The sequence below is a fragment of the Catellatospora sp. KI3 genome, from assembly GCF_029948125.1.
Taxonomy (GTDB): domain Bacteria; phylum Actinomycetota; class Actinomycetes; order Mycobacteriales; family Micromonosporaceae; genus Catellatospora.
Genome location: NZ_JASAMB010000011.1, coordinates 215916 through 234429, shown reverse-complemented (window position 1 = coordinate 234429; position 18514 = coordinate 215916). Strand labels below are relative to the sequence as shown.

Here is an 18514-nt window from a genome sequence, read left to right as displayed (position 1 = left end):
GTGGAAAGGTTGTGCGCCTGGCCGACGGCCGTGGGGCCGCCGACCAGGCACGGACGTTCATCGATCAGTAGAGCAGCGTCCAGCCGAGCAGCCGGCCGCCCTCCCCCTTGACGGTGTCCTCGACCACCAGCGTCCACTCACCGGGCTCCAGCACCTGCCCGAGCCGCACCGGGAACGTCTCGTCGACGTCGGCACCCCGGTCCTCGCGGTCGGCGCTCTTGAGCCGGTACGACCTCCCGCTGGGCGACACCAGGTCGATCTGCAGGTCGCCGCGGCGCGGGTGGCTGACGTGCACGCCCACCTCGACGACCTCCTGGACGCCCTTCTCCTGGACCTTGGTGACCCACTTCAGCGGGCCCGGGTCCGGGATCGGGTTGCGCGGCCACTCGATCCACACGATGTGGAAGATCTTGAGGCAGCTCAGCCAGGACAGCGGCTGGCCGACCTTCACCGCCGCCCAGGCCCTGGCCACCGCGAAGTACGCCGAGCTGCACTTGCCGTACAGCTCCTTGGCCGAGTCGAGGGTGTCCTCGCGGGCCTGCGCGAAAGTCTCACCGGAGGTGAAGTAGTTGTTCAGCGCGTTGTACCAGATCTTGGCGGCCTTGTCCCGGCCGATGCCGACCACCGACGAGCCGTCGCAGGTCGGGCTGGTGCCGTACGCGGTCTGCCCGCTGCCCTCGGCCAGCATGAAGAACATGTGGTTGGCCACGCCCGAGGAGTAGTGCGGGTCGAGGTTGCCCACACCGTTGTAGAAGCAGTTCTTCGAGGCGCCGTCGGCGTCCGGGTCGTACATGTAGCGCAGCGGGTCCCCGTTGCCGAAGATGTCGATCTCCTCCCCGAGCAGGTAGTCGGGGGTGTCCTGCGGGTTGTTGGCGTAGAACTCGGTCATCGTGCCGAAGATGTCGCTGGTGGACTCGTTGAGCCCGCCCGACTCGCCGGAGTAGACCAGGCCGCCGGGCGGCACCGCGCCCTGCGTCACGCCGTGCGACATCTCGTGGCCGGCCACGTCCAGCGACACCAGCGGATGGACGCCGCCCTCGCCGTCGCCGTACTCCATCACCTTGGCGGTGCTGTTCCAGCGGGCGTTGACCCAGTCCACGCCCCGGTGCACCCGGGAGGTGACACCCACGCCGTTGTCGAAGACGCCGTTGCGGCCCAGCACGTTCTTGTAGTAGTCGAACGCGTTGGCCGCGCCGTACGCCACGTCGACCGCCGCGCTCTGGTCGGTGGCCGGGTTCCCGTCACCCCAGACATTGTCAGCGTCGGAGAACGTCGTACAGGTGCCCGACATGGCGTGGTTCAGGTTGCAGGTGGTCGCGTTGCCCCGGGTCGGGTCGATCAGCTTGTACTGCCCGCCCTGCAGGGTCGTCTGCAGGGTCACCGTGCCGGAGTAGACGCTGTCGCCGGTGCCGGCGACCTCCTGCTCCAGCCGCGCCGAGCGCACCACGCTGCCGTCGACGGCCGACACGACCGCCTCGGCGGTGCCCTCCTCCAGCGTCACCGGCACCTCCCACGCCAGCACGCCGGTGCCGCCGACCGCGTCGACCGCCAGCTGCGGCGTACCGACCTCCCGGGCCCGCAGCGCCTCCCGCGCGGCCTTGGCGGCCTCTTCGGCGCCGACCTTCGGCGCCACGTCCACGCCGACCGGCCGGGCCAGCGTGAGCGAAGCCCCGTCGAGGCCGCCGTCGGCGGCCAGGTGCACCACGAGGTCACCGCCCAGCACGGGCAGCCCCTTGAACTCGCGGGTGAACCGGACGTGCGCGGCCCCGCTGCGCGCCACGTTGGCCCGCCACACCGTGAACGTGTCACCTTCGGACACCTGGAACAGGTCCGGGTGCGACCGGATCGCCTCGTTGGCCCGCGCGATCGCCGTCTCCTCCGGCGTCGCCGCCGCCTGCGCCGAACCCGACTGCAGCGCCACCATGCTGCCGCCGACCAGCGCGACCGCGAGCGCGGCGCTCATCCGCCACCGTCTCATGACGATTCTCCCTTCCGTGTACGCCATGAGCCCAGTGCACGGCCCACCGGCTGTCGCAGGGCTGCGCCAGGGCTGCCGCAAGGTTGTGCGCCGGTTGCGCCCCAGGCGAAAGGAAGGGGCCCTTCTTATCGCATTACGTAGCGGAAGGGCCCCTTCTTAACGGGGTGTCGGTGGCGTCTGCTGGGATGGGGTGGTCGTCGACTGAGGGGGCAGGATGATGGGCGCCAGGGCCACGGGCACGTTCAAGGTGAGCTTCGAGCAGCTGGACAGCGGCGACCCGGCCATCGGGCGGATGCGGGTCAGCAAGGAGATCAGCGGAGACCTGCAGGCCACCGCCATCGCGCAGATGCTGTCGGTCGGCTCGACCGTGCCCGACTCCGCCGGGTACGTCGCCATCGACCAGGTCACCGGCACCCTGCACGGCCGTACCGGCACGTTCGTGCTCCAGCACAGCGGGCTGATGTCACGCGGCGACGGCACGCTCAGCGTGGTCGTCGTGCCCGACTCCGGCACCGGCGAGCTGGCGGGCCTGCGCGGCACGTTCGCGATCGACATCGTCGACGGCGAGCACCGCTACACCTTCGACTACGACCTCGACGCGGCCTGAGCGGCCGCCGTCCTCTCGGGCGAGCGTCCCGGACGCGACCTCGCCCTCACTTCCGCGCCCGCGTAGCAGCGACCTGGGTCAGCAGGGCGGTCAGGTCCGACGTGACGAGGTCGGGCCAGGCCGCATGAGCGGGCGGGAGGCTGTCCGCGCGGCCGTGGTGGTCGACCCAGATCGTCCGCATACCCATGGCGTGCGGCACTTCGAGGTTGTGCCGGAGATCGTCGACCATCACCGCGCGCGTCGGGTCGATCCCGTGCCGTTCGACGAGGCGCCGGTAGGCGTCCGGATCCGGCTTCGGTACGAGTTCGGCGGCGAGCAGATCGAACACCGCCTCGAACCGCGACGCCGCGCCGAGCCGGTCCAGCACCACCCGCGCGTGCTCGGCCACGCTGTTGGTGTGCACGAGCAGGCGGCCAGGCAACAGCTTTGCGAGCGCCGCGTCAAGTGCGGCATCCGGACGCAGGGCGTCGTAGTCGATCTCGTACTCCCGCGCGATGAACTCATGCGGGTCGACTCCGTGGGCGACGGTGAGCCCGCGCAGCGTCGTGCCGTGCTCACGGCACAACTCGGCCTGCCTTGCCCGGGCGCCGTGCTCGTCCAGCCCGAAGAACTCGGCGAGGAACTGCCGGATCCGCGCATCCATCTGCCCGGTCAGTCCCAATGCGGGCGGATACAGCGTGTTGTCGAGGTCGAAGATCCACGTGTCGACGTCGTCCAACTTCTGAAGATCAGCTGTGACCATGGGCGAGACCGTAACGGCCCACTCCGACAGCGCTCAGCGGTGCTTGCGGTACACGATGTGGCGGAGAAGTTCGCCGTCCGGGGTCTCTCGGTGGTCGAAGTCGAGGTCGGTGGCGTGGGTCATGCCGATGCGCCGCATGACCGCCTGCGAACGGACATTGCCGCCACGGTGATCGCCAGGATCTCGTCGAGCCCGGCCGTCTCGAATCCGAACTTCAGCACGGCCAGGGCGGCCTCGGAGGCGTACCCGTGGCCCCAGGCGGAACGGGCGAGCCGCCAGCCGATCTCGACGCCCTGGAACGGCATGTCCGGGTCGATCACGTCGAGGCCCGCGAACCCGATCAGTTCGCCGCGGTCGCGCTGCTCGACGGCCCAGAACCCGAACCCGTTGCGCCGGTGCTCCTCCTGGTAGTGCGCGATCGAGGCCGCGGACCGAGCCTCGTCCCACACCGGCCCGAGGTGCTCGCGCACTTCAGGGTCGGCGTTGATGGCCGCCCACGCGGGCAGGTCCGTTTCACGCCAGTCGCGCAGGATGAGTCTTTCGGTAGGAATCTCGATCACGCGGCGAGACTACCTACCCTGCTCGCGCCATGAAAACGGATTGCCGCCACCGCAGCTGCGGCAGCCGGGCGCCCGGGACCATCCGATGCGCGGGCCCACGCCCTATGCGGTGTGGCCACATCACATAGGGTGTGACTTCGCCACCGCGATCCCCCGCGAACGGGCGGGCCCACGCCCGAGCTTCCGAGTCAGAGGGCGCCGGGTCCGGCTCAGGCGGTGGTGAAGGCGCGGGCGAAGGCGGCGTGCACCGGGGTGTGCGGCAGGTTGTCGTAGATGGCGAAGATGACGTGGTCGAAGCGGTCGACGGCCCGCAGCGCCTCGGCGAACGCGCCGGCCACGACCGTCGGGTCGTTGCGGAACACCCCGCAGCCCCAGGCACCGAGCACGAGCGTCCGGTGGCCGTGCGCGGCCGCGATCGACAGCACCCGCCGGGCCCGGCGGCGCAGCACCGCGGGCACGTCGGCGGCGTGCTCGGGCTGGTTGCGCACGATCGCGCCGAGGTTGGGCGCGGCCGCGGTCAGGAACGACGTCCGGTACGGCTCGTCGAGCAGCCCGCCCTTGTCGTCGCGGAACACGGGCACCCCGGGCGAGTAGACCACACGGTCGCTGTAGCGCAGGTCGCGCTGGGCTCGGTGGTACGCGTAGAAGTCCGGTGCCGCCAGCAGCGCCGGGTAGAGCGCCGACGAGCGGGCGATGCTCTCCTCCTGCGCCTTGGCCCCGCCGAGGAAGCCGCCGCCCGGGTTCTTGGCCGAGGCGAAGACCAGGGTCGCCGCGTCGGCTCCGGTCCGGCGCGCCGCGACCAGGGTGGATTCGCGGGTCACCTCGATCCGCGCGGCACCTGCCGGGCCGACCGGCTCGACGTGCCGCTCGGGCACGTAGTGGCGGGTGCCGGCCACCGCCGCCCGCACCTCGGCGCCGATCTGCACCGTCGCGCCGGAGGGGTTGGTGTATTCGCCGTCCTCGGCGATCTGCACGGTCCGGCGGCCGATCTCGGCCAGCCGGGCGCTCACGCTTCTGTCCTGTCAAGCATGAGCGCAGGCTAGGCAGTCCGACACCGCCGGCTCAACCGTTTTGCCGCGACCCGCGGAGACCGACCCGACCAACGGAGGCAGTGACAATCTCATTTTTGACAACGTTACGATGCTTTCTTGCGTCCTGTTCGTAAGTATTGGACAGAGGCGAGAGGACGGACATGTCCCGACGGATGATGCTCGGCGCGGCGATGCTGCTGGCGCTGAGCGGCTGCACGACCGGTTCACCCAGCGCGGCACCGACGCCGACCAGCACCGTGGCCGTGCCGGGTGCGGCCTGCCCGGCGTTCACGGCGGCCGGGAAGGTGGTCCGGTTCGGCCACGGACTCGACGGCGTCGTCGTCGGCACCGGGGCTGCCGGGGTCGTGCTCGCGCACGAGGCCGACGCCGACCTGTGCTATTGGGCCGCCGTGGCGTTGGAGCTGCGCGACAAGGGCTACCGGGTCCTGTCGTTCGACTTCAACGGTCACGGCACCGCTGAACTGACCGCCCGGCCATTCGAGGAGGATGTCGCCGAGGCGGTGCAGCTGCTGCGCGCCGAGGGCGCGACCACGGTGGCGCTGGTCGGCGCGTCGATGGGCGGCACTTCGGTGCTGGTCGCGGCCACTCAGCTGACGCCGAAGCCGGTGGCCGTGGTCAGCCTTTCCGCGCCGTTCGCGTTCGGGGCGGTCGGCAAGAGCGTGCTGAACGTCGCCGACGAGCTGACCATGCCCGTGCTGTACCTGTGCGGCACCGGCGAACCCCGCTTCGCCGAGGCGGCGCGGCAGATGAGCGACGCCACCACCGCCAGCGCGGACCGCAGGCTGGTCCTGGTCACCGACAACGGCCACGGGGTCCGGCTGATCAATCCGAACACCAACGCGCTGGCCCGTAAGGCGTTCTTCGAGTTCCTCGCCGCTCACGCACCGGTCTGATCCGAGCCGCCGACCGTGCCCACCGCTCATGGACGCGGCCGGTCCCCTGTTCGACCTGCTCGCCGCCCGCTTCACCGCACGGTCGGCGAGCAGGTCGGACGCCCCGGTCAGAGCGGAGCGGGTCCGAGCGCGCCGGCCGGGCTCGGCGGCAGCTTGCGCAGCAGCTCCCACAGCCCCGGCAGCAGCGGGACCACCCCCTCGACGGTCTCGTCGGTGGTGGCCAGCATGGCCAGGTGGCGGCACGCGTGCACGGCGACCGCGTCCAGGTCGACGGTGTGCGGGCTGGGCGTCAGCGGGTGCCCGCCACCGGACATGGCATCGACCCGGACCGCCCGCGGCCGCGCCCCGGGGTCGAGGTCGGGCAGCGCGGCGTATGTGAGCACCACCGCGCCCTCGTCCATCCGCCACGAGGTGGAGTGCAGCAGCGCGCCCGGCACGCACAGGGTCAGCCCGGCCAGGCGCCGGGCCAGGTCGTCGGGGTGCAGCCCGTCGACCAGCGGCCCGCGCAGGTCGCGGTAGCACAGGCGGCCGTCCTGCTCGGACAGCAGGACGACTTCGACGGCGACGGTGGGCGGCACACCTGAAGTCTTCCCTTGTTGCCAGTCGTTTGCAACAAGCCTCGCCGCCCATGGCGCGGTGCCCGGGTCCGCGCGGACCCGGGCACCGCGGTCGGGCACGTCAGTGGCAGGTGCCGGTGCCGCTGTCGCTGTAGGTGCCGCCCTCCTCCGGGACGAACTGCCAGTCGTAGCCGCCGGCGTGCAGCGTGAACTTGAGCAGCCCCCAGGTGTCGCTGTTGCGGGCCTGGCTGTTGGCCTGGATGGTGCCGAACCCGTAGAAGTCGGCCCCGCCCATCCCCGCCACGAACGAGCGCATCCCCCGGGCGTTGTCGAGGACCCCGGCGGGGTTCATCGGCGCGAACCGCTCGTACTGGTGGTTGTGGCCCCAGACGACGACGTCGGCGTTGTAGTCGTACAGCGCCTGGTAGAGCGGGCGGGTGGTGGTGTCGGGGGCGTGGTTGGCACCGGAGGTGAACAGCGGATGGTGCCAGTACGCCAGGGTGCACGGCCTCGTGTTGGCGGCCAGGTCGCCGCGCAGCCACGCCTCCTGCGCCGAGCCCGCCGACATGGCGATGTTGGAGTTCAGCGCCACGACGTGCCAGTTGCCCAGGTTGTACGAGTAGTAGCCCACTCCCGCGGCCCCGGCCTGCGCGCCGAAGTAGCTGTAGTAGTCGGCCGCACCGGCGGTGTAGTAGTCGTGGTTGCCCGGCGCCGGGCGGGTGCGCGCCTTGTGCCGGCCCCAGGTCGGCTCGTAGTACGTCGCGAACTCGGCGGCCGTGCCGCTGGTGTAGACGTTGTCGCCGGTGGTGAAGACCGTGCCGGGGATCGTGTCGAGCAGCGCGGCGGTCGCGTCGTCGCCCTTGCCGTCGCTGGCGATGTCACCGGCGCCGACAAGCACCGGGTCCCCGGCGGGCGCCGAGACCGACGGGCTGGGCGACGGGGTGGTGCTCGTGGTCACCACCAGCTGCGGCGAGTCGGCTCCGCTCTCGCGCGAGTCGTAGTACGCACCGTCGCTGTTGGACGAGCTGGCCCCGAAGCTGAACGTGCCGTTGCCGGTCACGATCGAGGTCACGTTGATCTCGTACCAGGTGTTGCGGACGACCGCGCCCAGCGTCGCGACCGTGGCGCCGTCGATGGCGGGCTGGTTGTTCCAGGTGGTGCCGGTCTCCGACCAGGTCTTGTTCGACATGGCCTTGAAGACGCCGCCCGCGGCGCTGCCCGCGTCGAGGGCCGAGGTGGTCTTGATGCGCAGTTTGACGCTGGTGATCGGGCTGCTGATGCCGCTCACGGTGAACCGCAGGAAGCTGCGGCGCGCCGGTGAGCTGTCGACGATGAACTGGGTGGCGGTGCCGTAGTTGGTCGAGGCGGTGCTCTGCTGGACGTAGGTGTCGGCCACCGGGGTGAAGGTGGCGGTGGCGGCGGCGGCCAGGTCGGCCGACGCCGTCAGGACAGCCGTGACTGCGGCGACGGTGAGCACGAGTGCCGTGCCCGCCGTACCCGCGACGCGGATGCGTCCCTTGCGCATGTCGGTCCCTTCTCGGAGGGGGGTCACTGGATCGGGTGCCAGCGCGGGGAATGCGGGGACTGATCGGTGGGGATGGGGCACCATTAAGTGAACATCGTGTATGCCTCGGATGGCCAGGGGGTGCACGCTCGAACCATGTCCACGGCGGACACCGGTTGTTCACCGGATGCACGTCCGCCCGGTGCCTGGTGCCGACCGTGCGTTGCCGTGACCGGCCGAGGATGGGCCGCAACGCAGCACCTAAGGAGACGCAGCCGGTGTACCTGTCCACCGTCAAGTCCGGGACCCCGACCGGCGCCCCGCCGACCGGGGAGCGCACCGGGCGGCGCGGCCGGTTCGGCGCGGTCAGCGCCAACGTCTTCGCCCTCGGCGCGGTCAGCCTGGTCACCGACGTCTCCTCCGAGATGGTCACCGCCGTACTGCCCCTGTACCTGGTGCTCGGCCTGCAGCTCAGCCCGCTCGCTTACGGCGCCATCGACGGGGTCTACACCGGCGCCACCGCGCTGCTGCGCCTGGCCGGGGGCTACCTCGCCGACCGGACGCACCGGCGCAAGCTGGTGGCCGGGATCGGGTACGGCCTGTCGGCGGTCGCCAAACTGGGGCTGCTCGCCGCCGGGCGCTCCACCGGGGCGATCGGGCTGGTCATCGCCGCCGACCGAGCCGGCAAAGGGCTGCGCACCGCGCCCCGCGACGCCCTGATCACGCTGTCCACTCCCCCGCACGCGCTGGGCCGGGCCTTCGGCGTGCACCGCACCATGGACAGCATCGGCGCGTTCCTCGGGCCGCTGGTCGCGCTGGGGGTGCTGGCCGCCGCCGCGCAGTCCTACGACGCCGTCTTCGTCACCAGCTTCTGCGTCGCCGCGGTCGGAGTGCTGCTGCTGGCCCTGTTCGTACGCGACCACCGGGGCGCCCTGCCCGCCAAGCCCGACGCCGCCCCGGTACGCCTGCGCGACGCCGCGACGCTGCTGGCCGAGGCGCCCGTCCGCCGCCTGGTGCTCGCCGCCTGCCTGCTGGGCCTGGCCACCATCGGCGACGGCTTCCTCTACCTCATGCTGCAGCGGCGCGAGGAGGTGAGCCTCGTCTGGTTCCCGCTGCTCGCGGCGGGCACCAGCCTCGGCTACCTGCTCGTGGCCACCCCGATCGGCATCCTCGCCGACAAGGTCGGGCGGCTGCCGGTGCTGCTCGGCGGGTACGCCGCGCTGGCCGTCACGTACCTGCTGGTGTTCGGGCCGGTCGGCGGCTGGCCGCTGCTCGTGCTGACCCTCGGGCTGTACGGTGTCTTCTACGCCGCCACCGACGGGGTGCTGATGGCGCTGGCCGGGCCGGTGCTGCCGGAGCGGCTGCGCACCACCGGCATCGCCCTGATCCAGACCGGCCAGGCCCTGTCCTACCTCGTCTCCTCGGTGCTGTTCGGGCTGGCCTGGACGCTGTGGGGCCCGCAGGCCGCCAGCCGGGTCGCCGCCGCGGCCGTGCTGGTCGCGATCGCGGCCACGGTCGCGCTGCTGCGCACCCGCGCCACCGCCCGCCCCGCCGTCCCGACCCAGCCCGTGGAGCCGACCCGATGAGCACCAGCACCGCCGACGCGAGCAGCACCGACGCGACCAGCACCGACGTCCCCGCGAGCGCACCGCCGGGGCGGGGCCGGATCCTGGTCGCGGTCACCGCGAGCGTGGCGCTGCTGCTGGCTGCCGGGGCGTACACCGTGCTCGCCGGGCGTCGCGGTGAGCCCGCGCCGGTCGCCACGGTGCCGGTCACCCTGGACCCGGGGCCGCGCCTGCTGTTCGTCAGCGACCGTCACCTGGCCGTCTCGGCCCGCACCGACCCGGACGGGTCGCGCTCGCTGGCCGCGCTGGAGTGCGTACGCACCTACGCGGCGGCGGGCACCGGGGTCTGCATCCACCCCGTGAACGCGTGGACGTACCAGCTGATGGTGCTCGACGCGAAGCTGGGCACCACCAAGGAGTTCACCGTGCCCGGCCTGCCCAACCGGGCGCGGGTGTCGGCCAGCGGCCGGATGGTGGCGTGGACGACGTTCGTGGGCGGCGACTCCTACAACAGCGGCGGCTTCTCCACCCGCACCGGGATCTACGACACGCGCGGCGGGGCGCTGGTGAACTCGCTGGAGGAGTTCGCGGTCACGGTCGAAGGCGCACGGCACACGGCCGCCGACGTCAACTTCTGGGGCGTCACCTTCACCGCCGACGACAACCGCTTCTACGCGACCATGGCCACCGGCGGCAAGCGCTACCTGGTCGAGGGCGACTTCGCGGCGCGTACGGTGCGGACGCTGGCGAGCAACGTGGAGTGCCCGTCGCTGTCGCCCGACGGCAGGCGCATCGCGTTCAAGCAGGCGATCGACGACCAGCCGACCAACGGGTGGCGGCTGTCGCGGCTGGACCTGGACACGATGCGGGTGACCAACCTGGCCGAGACCCGCAGCGTCGACGACCAGGCGGCCTGGCTGGACGATGCGACGGTGGCGTACACGCTGCGCGCCGCCGACGGCACGCCGTCGATCTGGACGGTGCCCGCCGACGGGTCCGGCGAGCCGTCGCTGCTGGTGTCGAACGCGGAGTCGCCCGCCGGGCTGTGACGGGGCTCAGTGCCACCAGCCGCGGCGGCGCCGCTCGGCCATCGCCTCGGCGGGTCCGAGCAGGTCGGCCAGGTGCAGTTCGACGTGGCGCAGGTGCTCGGCGACCCAGCGGCGGCGCAGGCGCTGCTGCGGCGTACCGGGGCGCTCGCCGGTGATCTCGGCTTCGGTCAGCGCGGGCGGCACCTGCGGCGTGGGCGGGCGGCCGTCGGGGCGGCCGAGCTGCCCGGCGATGCCGTCGTAGAAGTCGGCCAGGGCGTGCGCGTGGTCGACCAGGGTGTCGCCGTGCGCGTCGAGTGAGGCGGCGCGCGGGACCAGGCCGGACAGCGAGTCGGCGGTCAGCCGCAGCCGTACCCCCGCCATGACCAGTTGCCACAGGTCGCGCCGGGCCATCCGCTTGGAGCCGGGTTCGGCCAGGTAGCCGCGCAGCGCGTCCTCCAGCCGTACCATGGACGCCCCCGGCCGCCACGCGGGAGGCGGCGCGTCGGCCGGGCGGCCCAGCGCGCGGCCGACCATCTCGGTCAGGCGCCGCCCGCCGTGGCGGTACACGTCGGCGAGGTTGTCGCGCACCACGTCCCCCGCCCCGCGCGGCCACACCAGCACGCCCGCGACCAGGCTGACCAGGCAGCCGATCGCCACGTCCTGCAGCCGCACCAGGCCCAGCGTCCAGCCGGTCGGGGCGAGGATGTTGTAGAGCACCAGGATGACCACGGTGAACCCGGCCTGGCCGACGACGTCGGGCAGGATGCCCGGGGCGTACGCGACCACCAGGATCGACAGCGGCAGCGCCACCCACAGCGCGGGTGTCGACGTGCCCACCACCAGCAGCAGCGCCGCGCCGACAGCGACCCCGGCCGCCGTGCCGACGATCGCCTTGACCGCCTGGGTGCCGGTCGAGGCCGCACTGGTACGCAGCACCGACAGCGCCCCGAGCAGCACCCAGAAGCCACTGCGCACATCGCTGACCTGCACCAGGATCACCGCCGCGGCCAGCGCCACCGCCCCGCGCAGCGCGTTGACCAGCCATACCGAGCGCAGGCTCGCGTTGCCCAGCACGACTCCGGCGACCCCGGCGGGCGTCGCCAGCCGCCACGACGGCGGCACGTCGGCCTGCGGCAGCACCGCCCAGTCGCGCCGGCTCTCGCCCACGGTCAGCGGGTCCGCACCGCGCTGCGCGATCAGCGCGTCGACCGCCACCGCGCGTACCGCGACCGCCGTGGTCAGCGCGTAGAACGGCACCACCACCGAGCGCAGGGTGCCGGGGCCGGAGTCGTCGCACGCCTCGTCCAGCCGGGCCAGGCAGGCGGCCCGGTCGTGTTCCAGCCGGTCCAGGTCGGGCTCGCCGCCGTCGCCGCGCAGCAGCCCGGCGACCTGCCGCAGCACCCGCGCGCAGCTGCCGAGCAGGGCCCGCTCGGCGGCGTCGGCCTGCCGCAGGTCCCCGGAGCGGTCCAGGCCGTCGGTGACCAGCCCCTTGGCCCACTCCAGCTGGCCCACCACCCCTGCCATCGCCTGGTCGGCGATGACCAGCCCGTTCGGCCGGTACGGCGTGGACACGAACAGCGCGATGAGCTGGTGCAGCGCGGCGATCGCCCGCCCGCGCACCTGCTCGGGGACCGGTCCGCGCAGCCCCGCCTCGAGTTCGTCGGCCAGCACCTCGGACAGCTCGGCGGCGCAGGCGCGCAGCGGCTGTCCGGCGGTACGCGGCGAGGTGAGCACGACGGCCAGCCCGCCGACCAGCGACGCCGCGACCCAGCCGCCCACTCTCGGGCCGAGCACCGACGGCGGCGCCGCCGCCGAGGCGGCCAGCATGAACGGCAGCATTGCGGCGGCCGCGCCGGAGGCGTCGTTGGGCCCGATCACCGCGGCGAAGTAGGACGTGAACGCGACCACCAGCGTCGCGAGCGCGGCGGTCAGCGCCGATGTACTGGCCAGCGTGCCCACGACGACCAGCGCCGCCCCGGCCGCGGTGAGCATCAGGTGCGCGACGGCCCGGTCCCGGCGGGCGCCGCCGAACTGGGCCAGGACGAGGCTGGCGAATCCGCCGAACGCCGCGTAGGTCGCCATCGGGGTCGAGTGCAGCACCAGCAGCGGCACTGCGAACACGACCGGCACCAGTACGGCGGCCCGCACCGCGCGCACGGCGGCGGGACCGGACCAGATCAGCGACACGTTGAATGATATGTCTGCTTTGCCCGCCGCCAGCCCGCATTTCGGCCGCCTCGCGCCGCGGTGCCGGATGGTGATCCGGAATCGTGGACGCTGGGTGTCGTTATAGCAGCACCCAGCGCCCGCGATTTCGGATCACGCAGGGCGTGGCCGGGACCGGGCGAGCGGCACGCGCGGCCGAAGCCGCCGCGGCCCGCACCTCCGCTACCGCCGCCTCGCCCGCACCTCTGTCTACAGCAGCGGCTTGACCTGCTGGGCGACGAACCGCATGAAACCCTCCGGGTCCGGGTCGTCCGCGGTCGGCTGCAGGATCACCGCGTCGGCCCCCGCCTCCACCCACTGCCGGGCCGACGCCGCCACCTCGGCCCCGTCGCCGACGGCCGAGCGCCCGGCCATGGTGTCGTAGCGCCACTCGACCCGCTCGGTCTCCATCCGCGCGGCCGCGTCCGGTCCGGTCGCGCTGTGCAGGTACACCGTGACCGGGTGCGGGTCGGTGCGGCCCGCCTCGGCGCGCCCCGCGTCGAGCTGGACGCGGGCGGCCCGCAGCTGCTCGACGGTGGTGCCGCCGGTCAGGATCGTGCCGTCGGCGGCCGCGCCGGCCAGGCGCAGCGTGCGCGGCCCGGTCGCCCCGGCCAGCACCGGCACCGGCTGCTCCGGCGCCCAGCGCAGCTTGACCTTGTCGAGCCGCACATAGCGGCCCTGGCAGCTGACCTCCTCGCCGCGCAGCAGCGCCCGCAGCGCGTCCAGCTGCTCGCGCAGCAGCGTCAGCGGGGACTCCACCCGGGCCCCGACCTGGCCCATCCAGTCCTGCACCCCGTGGCCGACGCCGACGCGCACCCGGCCCGGGAACAGCCGGTGCAGGGTGGCCAGCTCCATCGCGGTGATGGCCACGTTGCGCAGCGGCACCGGCAGCAGCCCCACCCCGACGACCAGCCGCTCGCTGTACGCCAGCGCCGCCGCCGCGGTGGCGATGCCGCTCTCGAAGAAGCAGTCCTCCCACAGCCACAGCTCGTCCAGCCCGGCCTCGTCGGCGGCCCGCACGATCGGGCGCAGCCGCTCCGGCGGCAGCATCGGCACGAACACGGCACCCAGCGCGGTCACGGCGTCCTCCTCGCATCACCGGGCGCCGACCCGCGGGCGCCACCCGACCATGATGTCCGACCGTTGCGCCCGCCCCTCGCTCAGGCGGGCGTGCGGGTCTGCGCCTGCGGCGCCGGAGCCTGCGCGGGTACGTCGCGGGCCTGCTCGATCAGCGGGATGCCGCGCTCGCCGGTCTTCACCTCGTACGGCACCGCGAAGGTGCGCTCGCCCTGGGCGACCTGCACGTCGGCCTGCGGATCGGCGCCGCGCACACGCAACCGGGCGGTCATCCGGCAGTCGCCCCCGCCGAGCCGCGCCAGCCGTCCCGCCGCGACGGTCGCCACGAGCGCGGTGACCTCCAGTTCGGCCTGCGCGAGCACGGTCACCGTGGTCAGCGTCCGGCCGTTGACGACGAGGTCCAGCTCGGTCTCGTACTCCCAGGGCAGGGCGTAGGCCTTGATGACGACCTGCTCGCTGGTGCCCGGGGCGGCGTGGGTGCGGCGGGCGGCGTCCAGCAGCGCCGAGCGGGTCCGCCACGCCCCGACCAGTACGTCGCTGACCTCGACGTCGAGCAGCTGCGCCACCCGGGTCATGAACGCGCGGGCCACCGTCAGCGCCGGGGCCTCGTCGGCGGCGGGCAGCGCACCGACGCCGACCAGCTGCTCGGCGGCCTGCTCGACCCGATCGGCCGCCTCGCCCGCCCTGCCGCCGACGACGTCGCCGAACAGCAGTTCCCGTACCGTCGTCACAGGTCCTCCCGGAAGCCGTCCAGCCGGTAGCCGCTGCGCCCGGACCGCACCACGACCTCGACGCCGACCCCGGCCGCCGGCTCGCCCCGGTCGCGGCGCAGCATCCGCCACAGGGCCAGCGCCACCAGCAAGAGCAGCAGCAACCCGCCCAGCCCGACCAGCGCTACCAGCAGCGGCCTGCTCGGCCCGGTCGGGTTCGGCAGGGTGACGATCGGCGGACCGGTGTCCAGGACCGGTCTCTCCGCGGCGAAGACGCAGACGGCGCTGAGCCGGACCGTGATCGGGGCGTCGGTCGGCGCGTCGCCGCGTACGGCGACGGTCCAGCCGCGCCGGGCGACCGGGTCCAGCGGGGTGGCGACCAGCACCGCCGTGTCACCGGGCAGGTCGCCTTCGAGTAGCTGGTATCCGCCGCCGGTCAGGGTCAGCCCGGCCGGGCACAGCGCGCTCGCGGTGCCCGAGCGGGGCACGACGCACTTCGGCGCGAAGATGTCGCCGCCGCCCGTGCACACCGGTTCGGCCTTGTCCAGGCCCAGGTCGACGGGCACCGTCTCGGCCCTGGCCTTCGGACCGGCCAGGCACACCGCGTACGCGGTCACCGTGGCGCGCGCCTTGACGTCGGGGTCGCCCGGCGTCAGCCGGACATCGAGGGTCCAGTCCGTGTCACCCGAGGGAAAGCTGCCGTGCACTGTGGCGCCGCCGAGCTGCGGCGTCCACTCCGACCGGAAGCCGCCGCCGGTGCGTACCGTCCCGTCCGGGCAGGCCACCGCCAGCGCGAACGCCTGGTCGGCGCGGGTGTCGGTCGCGGCGGCGACCGCGGGCTGCCCGTCACTCCCGGCCAGGCACGCGGCGGTGACCTGGAGCTGGAGCACGTCCTTGCCGCGGTTGTACGCCGCGACGGTCCAGGCGCTCGGCCGCCCGCCCGGGGCCACCGGCCGGCCCTGCTCGTCGGACGGGTAGCTGCCCAGCACCTCGACGAACGGGCTGAACCCGGCCCAGCCGCCGCTGAGGAGCTCCTCGCCCTGCCCGCAGGCGGCGGTGAACAGGCGGGGGGCGCGGGTGGGGCCGAACTCGGTGTCGAGGCTTTGCAGCACGGTCGTGCCGAGCGGGGCGGCCATCGTCGCGGCGGAGACCGGTGCGGCGCCGGAGAACGCGCACAGCAGCGCCGCGAGCAGGGCGGCGGCGGCCCGGGGAAGGCTGTGGGTACGCATCGCGCTCAGGGTTGCACGAGCGGCGCCGCCGCGCTGTCCCCCGCCCGACACCCGGCGTGCCGTCTCCGCACGCCAGCCGTTAAGCCGCAATCAACCCGATTCGGCCGCCCCGGCGCCTGCCTTTTACATTGACGTTGGCCTATCCAGAGGACGGATTCGGCGTGCCGGGCCACCAGATGGGCCACCGTCGATGCCAAGTGGACCCCGAACGTCGACCTTCCCACCACATAGGCCAGCGTTTATGTCAGAAGGGAGGGGTCAGGCGGGCGGGGCGGGTCCGGTGCGGGTGGCCGCCCCGGTGGTGGGGCACCGGGGCGGCCGGGCGGGTCAGGAGGCGTAGATCTCGTACTCCGACAGCTGGGCCGCGGGCCAGCCGGTGTTGCCGTAGAAGTAGGCGCGCACGTACCTGCGGGCGCCGGCCGGGAACGTCATGGTCACCTGGTTGCCCGAGGACGGGTTGAACACGAACCCGGCCTGCGCCACCAGCGTCGTCCAGGTGGTGCCGTCGTTGCTGGCCTGGATCGCGATCGTCTGGGTGCGCTGCCCCCACGCCGCGGGCGGCGGCACCTTCAGCACGATCCGGCTGATCGACGTAGCCGCCTGCAGATCCACCTGGATCCACTGCGGGAACGCGTTGTTGGCGCTCTCCCAGTACGTGTTCGCGTCGCCGTCGGTCGCGTTCTGGGGCACGTAGTTCTGGACGTAGCTGCTGGCCGTGGTGGGCTTGCTCTTGGCCAGGTTGCCGCTGGGCGCCGGGCTGGTGGTGGCGCTGACCGTGTTGGACTGGCCGGAGACGTTGCCCGCGGCGTCCTGCGCGGCGACCGTGTAGCTGTAGGTCGTCGACGGGTTCAGGCCGGTGACCGTGAACGACGTCGCGGCCGTCGAGGCGACGACCGCCCCGTTCTGGCGCAGCTGGTATCCGGTGACGCCCACGTTGTCGGTGGCGGCGTTCCAGGCCAGCGAGACGCTGTTGGCCGTCTGGCCGGTGACGCGCAGGTTGGCGGGGGCGGTGGGCGCCTGGGTGTCGCCCTGCGGGGCGGTGCCGTACACCTCCAGCGTGGACACCTGCGCGGCCGTCCAGCCGGTGTTGGCGGTGATGTTGATCCGTACGTAGCGGGCGGTGCGGGCCGTGAAGGTGACGGTCACCGTGTTGGCCTGGTTCGGGTCGAACGAGTACTGGGCCGGGTTGACGATGGTGGTGAACGCGCTGCCGTCGGTGCTGCCCTGGACGGACAGGGTCTGGAAGCGCTGGCCCCAGCCGGTCGGCAGCTTGAGCACGACCCGGCTGACCGTCGAGGCGGCGCCCAGGTCGACCTGGAGCCACTGCGGGAAGGTGCCGTTGGCGCTCTCCCAGTACGTGCCCTGGTTGCCGTCGACGGCGTTGCCGGTGCCGAAGCCGCCGTTGCTGCTGCTGGCCGAGGTGGCCTTGCCCCGGGCCAGGTCGGCGTCGACGGGCGGCTGCCCGCCCACGACCGGCTGGGTGGGGCGGGTCGCGGTGAGCGGGATCTGGCCCTTGAGCATCCTGCCGCCGTCGGCGGTGATGCGCAGGTAGTAGTCCGACGAGCAGACGGTGCCGTCCTCGTCGAGGGTGACGAAGCTGGTCCCGGCCGGGATCATGGAGGCGTTCTCGGCCGTCTTGGCGATCTGGTTGCCCTCGTTGTACTCGTCGAACATCGAGATGTAGATGCCCTGGCAGCCCAGGCGGATCATGTTGTAGAAGTGCCGCCAGTAGAAGTCGCCGTGCGCGCGGGCGTGGTTGGACAGGTCGCCGGGCATGACGCACGGCTGGTAGTCGATGCCGCGGTTGTTGCACTCGGCCTGGTCGCCGAGGTTGACGTTGTTGTAGAACCAGTCCAGGCCGGCGACGTCGCCGGTGCGGCCGACCATCCACGGCGAGATCATGTGGAACGCCGTGTACACGTCGAAGAAGCCGGCGCGGGAGTCGTTGATGCCCTGGCGCCAGTAGGTCGGCACGCCGCCGATGACGTAGCAGCCCTGGGCCTTGAACCAGTTGATGACCTCCAGGCACGGCGCCGGGGGGAACGGGCGGCCGGGGTCGTTGAAGCCGAAGCCCCAGATGCAGACGACCGGTTTGCCGTTCTGGCGGGCGTACGCGGTCGAGGAGGTGTAGGCCGACATCTTGCTGGTCCAGTCGGCCTTGATCTCCGACTGGAAGTTCGTCCAGTTGGTGACGTCGTACATGATGTAGAACTTGCGGCCGGTGGCCTCGGCGGCGGTGCGCACCTTGGCCGTCATCGCGTCGCGGATCGGGCCCTCGCCGCCGGTCGGGTTGAACCGCTGCAGCGCCGCGGTGTCGCAGCCGTGCTGCTGCATCCACTGGAAGTGGATGTTCACCGTCGACTGGTCGAAGTGCGAGAACAGCCGGGCGGGCTGGCCGCTGTTCAGGTTGTTGAAGGCGGTCTGGTACGACGTCGGGTAGTCGCGCATGTCCGGCCAGGACACGATCGAGTTGTTGCCCGGCGACGGCGGCTGGCCCCAGTTGTTCGCCCAGTGCCACCAGCCGTTGAGCGGTGACCCGTCGCCGATCGCGGCGAACCAGCCCTGATACCCGACGGTGATCTTGCCGACGACGTCGCCGACCGGGCTCGCCGCGGCGGCCGGGGCGGCGGTGGCCGCGAGCAGCTCCCCCGTCGCGGCGGCCGCGAGCGCGGAGCCCGCCGCGGTGGAGGCCATGAGCCTCCGGCGTGAGATTGCCATGCAAGTTCCCTTCCATCACATGCCGGTGTGACGGAGGGCGCGCGGTGCACGGGCATGGAGGCGGGGTCGACCGTGGCACCGGGACGGAG

Annotated in this window: 15 protein-coding genes; 4 read left to right on the top strand and 11 right to left on the bottom strand. The window is 72.7% G+C overall.

The annotated features are described in order from the left end of the window. Positions 1 to 64: 64 nt before the first annotated feature. Positions 65 to 1978 carry a M4 family metallopeptidase gene (locus QEZ54_RS19640; protein ID WP_281306115.1) on the bottom strand — a complete coding sequence of 638 codons (1914 nt, stop codon included), beginning with the start codon at positions 1976 to 1978 and terminating at the stop codon, positions 65 to 67. A gap of 214 nt (positions 1979 to 2192) precedes the next feature. On the opposite strand from QEZ54_RS19640, the gene QEZ54_RS19635 reads away from it, so the two are divergent. Next, complete coding sequence (locus QEZ54_RS19635) at positions 2193 to 2585, top strand: DUF3224 domain-containing protein (protein ID WP_281306114.1); 393 nt, start codon at positions 2193 to 2195, stop codon at positions 2583 to 2585. 46 nt (positions 2586 to 2631) lie between these two features. Here the strand turns inward: QEZ54_RS19635 and QEZ54_RS19630 are convergent, their stop codons facing one another. The 3 genes from QEZ54_RS19630 to QEZ54_RS19620 all read right to left on the bottom strand — a co-directional run bounded on the left by QEZ54_RS19630 (position 2632) and on the right by QEZ54_RS19620 (position 4897). Continuing rightward, positions 2632 to 3327, bottom strand: a complete 696-nt coding sequence (locus QEZ54_RS19630; protein ID WP_281306113.1) for a pyrimidine 5'-nucleotidase — start codon at positions 3325 to 3327, stop codon at positions 2632 to 2634. Positions 3328 to 3446: 119 nt separating this feature from the next. Beyond that, entirely contained in the window at positions 3447 to 3887 is a 441-nt protein-coding gene (locus tag QEZ54_RS19625; protein WP_281306112.1) for a GNAT family N-acetyltransferase, read from the bottom strand. Positions 3888 to 4096: 209 nt separating this feature from the next. Continuing rightward, positions 4097 to 4897 carry a TIGR02452 family protein gene (locus QEZ54_RS19620; protein WP_281306111.1) on the bottom strand — a complete coding sequence of 267 codons (801 nt, stop codon included), beginning with the start codon at positions 4895 to 4897 and terminating at the stop codon, positions 4097 to 4099. Between the two features lie 182 nt (positions 4898 to 5079). On the opposite strand from QEZ54_RS19620, the gene QEZ54_RS19615 reads away from it, so the two are divergent. Next, positions 5080 to 5832, top strand: a complete 753-nt coding sequence (locus tag QEZ54_RS19615; protein ID WP_281306110.1) for an alpha/beta hydrolase — start codon at positions 5080 to 5082, stop codon at positions 5830 to 5832. Between the two features lie 107 nt (positions 5833 to 5939). Here QEZ54_RS19615 and QEZ54_RS19610 read toward each other — a convergent pair whose 3' ends face one another. Then, positions 5940 to 6410 carry a hypothetical protein gene (locus tag QEZ54_RS19610; RefSeq protein ID WP_281306109.1) on the bottom strand — a complete coding sequence of 157 codons (471 nt, stop codon included), beginning with the start codon at positions 6408 to 6410 and terminating at the stop codon, positions 5940 to 5942. A 100-nt stretch (positions 6411 to 6510) separates the two neighbouring features. Beyond that, positions 6511 to 7914, bottom strand: coding sequence for a DNRLRE domain-containing protein (locus QEZ54_RS19605; RefSeq protein ID WP_281306108.1), 1404 nt, complete (start codon positions 7912 to 7914; stop codon positions 6511 to 6513). 257 nt (positions 7915 to 8171) lie between these two features. Here QEZ54_RS19605 and QEZ54_RS19600 point away from each other — a divergent pair, with 257 nt between their 5' ends. Then, on the top strand, positions 8172 to 9479 hold the full coding sequence (locus QEZ54_RS19600) for an MFS transporter (RefSeq protein WP_281306107.1): 1308 nt from the start codon (positions 8172 to 8174) through the stop codon (positions 9477 to 9479). After that, a complete protein-coding gene (locus QEZ54_RS19595) occupies positions 9476 to 10507 on the top strand; it encodes a hypothetical protein (RefSeq protein ID WP_281306106.1) in 1032 nt (343 codons plus the stop codon). Before QEZ54_RS19600 ends, QEZ54_RS19595 begins: the two co-directional genes overlap by 4 nt. 6 nt (positions 10508 to 10513) lie before the next feature. Here the strand turns inward: QEZ54_RS19595 and QEZ54_RS19590 are convergent, their stop codons facing one another. The 5 genes from QEZ54_RS19590 to QEZ54_RS19570 all read right to left on the bottom strand — a co-directional run bounded on the left by QEZ54_RS19590 (position 10514) and on the right by QEZ54_RS19570 (position 18425). Beyond that, complete coding sequence (locus QEZ54_RS19590; RefSeq protein ID WP_281306105.1) at positions 10514 to 12673, bottom strand: FUSC family protein; 2160 nt, start codon at positions 12671 to 12673, stop codon at positions 10514 to 10516. A 228-nt stretch (positions 12674 to 12901) separates the two neighbouring features. Next, positions 12902 to 13771 (bottom strand): LLM class flavin-dependent oxidoreductase, encoded by an 870-nt coding sequence (locus QEZ54_RS19585; protein WP_281306104.1) that lies wholly within the window; start codon positions 13769 to 13771, stop codon positions 12902 to 12904. Positions 13772 to 13851: 80 nt separating this feature from the next. Continuing rightward, positions 13852 to 14499 carry a hypothetical protein gene (locus QEZ54_RS19580; protein ID WP_281306103.1) on the bottom strand — a complete coding sequence of 216 codons (648 nt, stop codon included), beginning with the start codon at positions 14497 to 14499 and terminating at the stop codon, positions 13852 to 13854. After that, positions 14496 to 15707 (bottom strand): hypothetical protein, encoded by a 1212-nt coding sequence (locus QEZ54_RS19575; protein ID WP_281306102.1) that lies wholly within the window; start codon positions 15705 to 15707, stop codon positions 14496 to 14498. The genes QEZ54_RS19580 and QEZ54_RS19575 overlap by 4 nt, the downstream gene beginning before the upstream one ends. A 327-nt stretch (positions 15708 to 16034) precedes the next feature. Further along, the gene (locus QEZ54_RS19570; protein WP_281306101.1) at positions 16035 to 18425 is read right to left on the bottom strand and encodes a discoidin domain-containing protein; all 2391 of its coding nucleotides are present in this window, start codon (positions 18423 to 18425) and stop codon (positions 16035 to 16037) included. Positions 18426 to 18514: the final 89 nt, after the last annotated feature.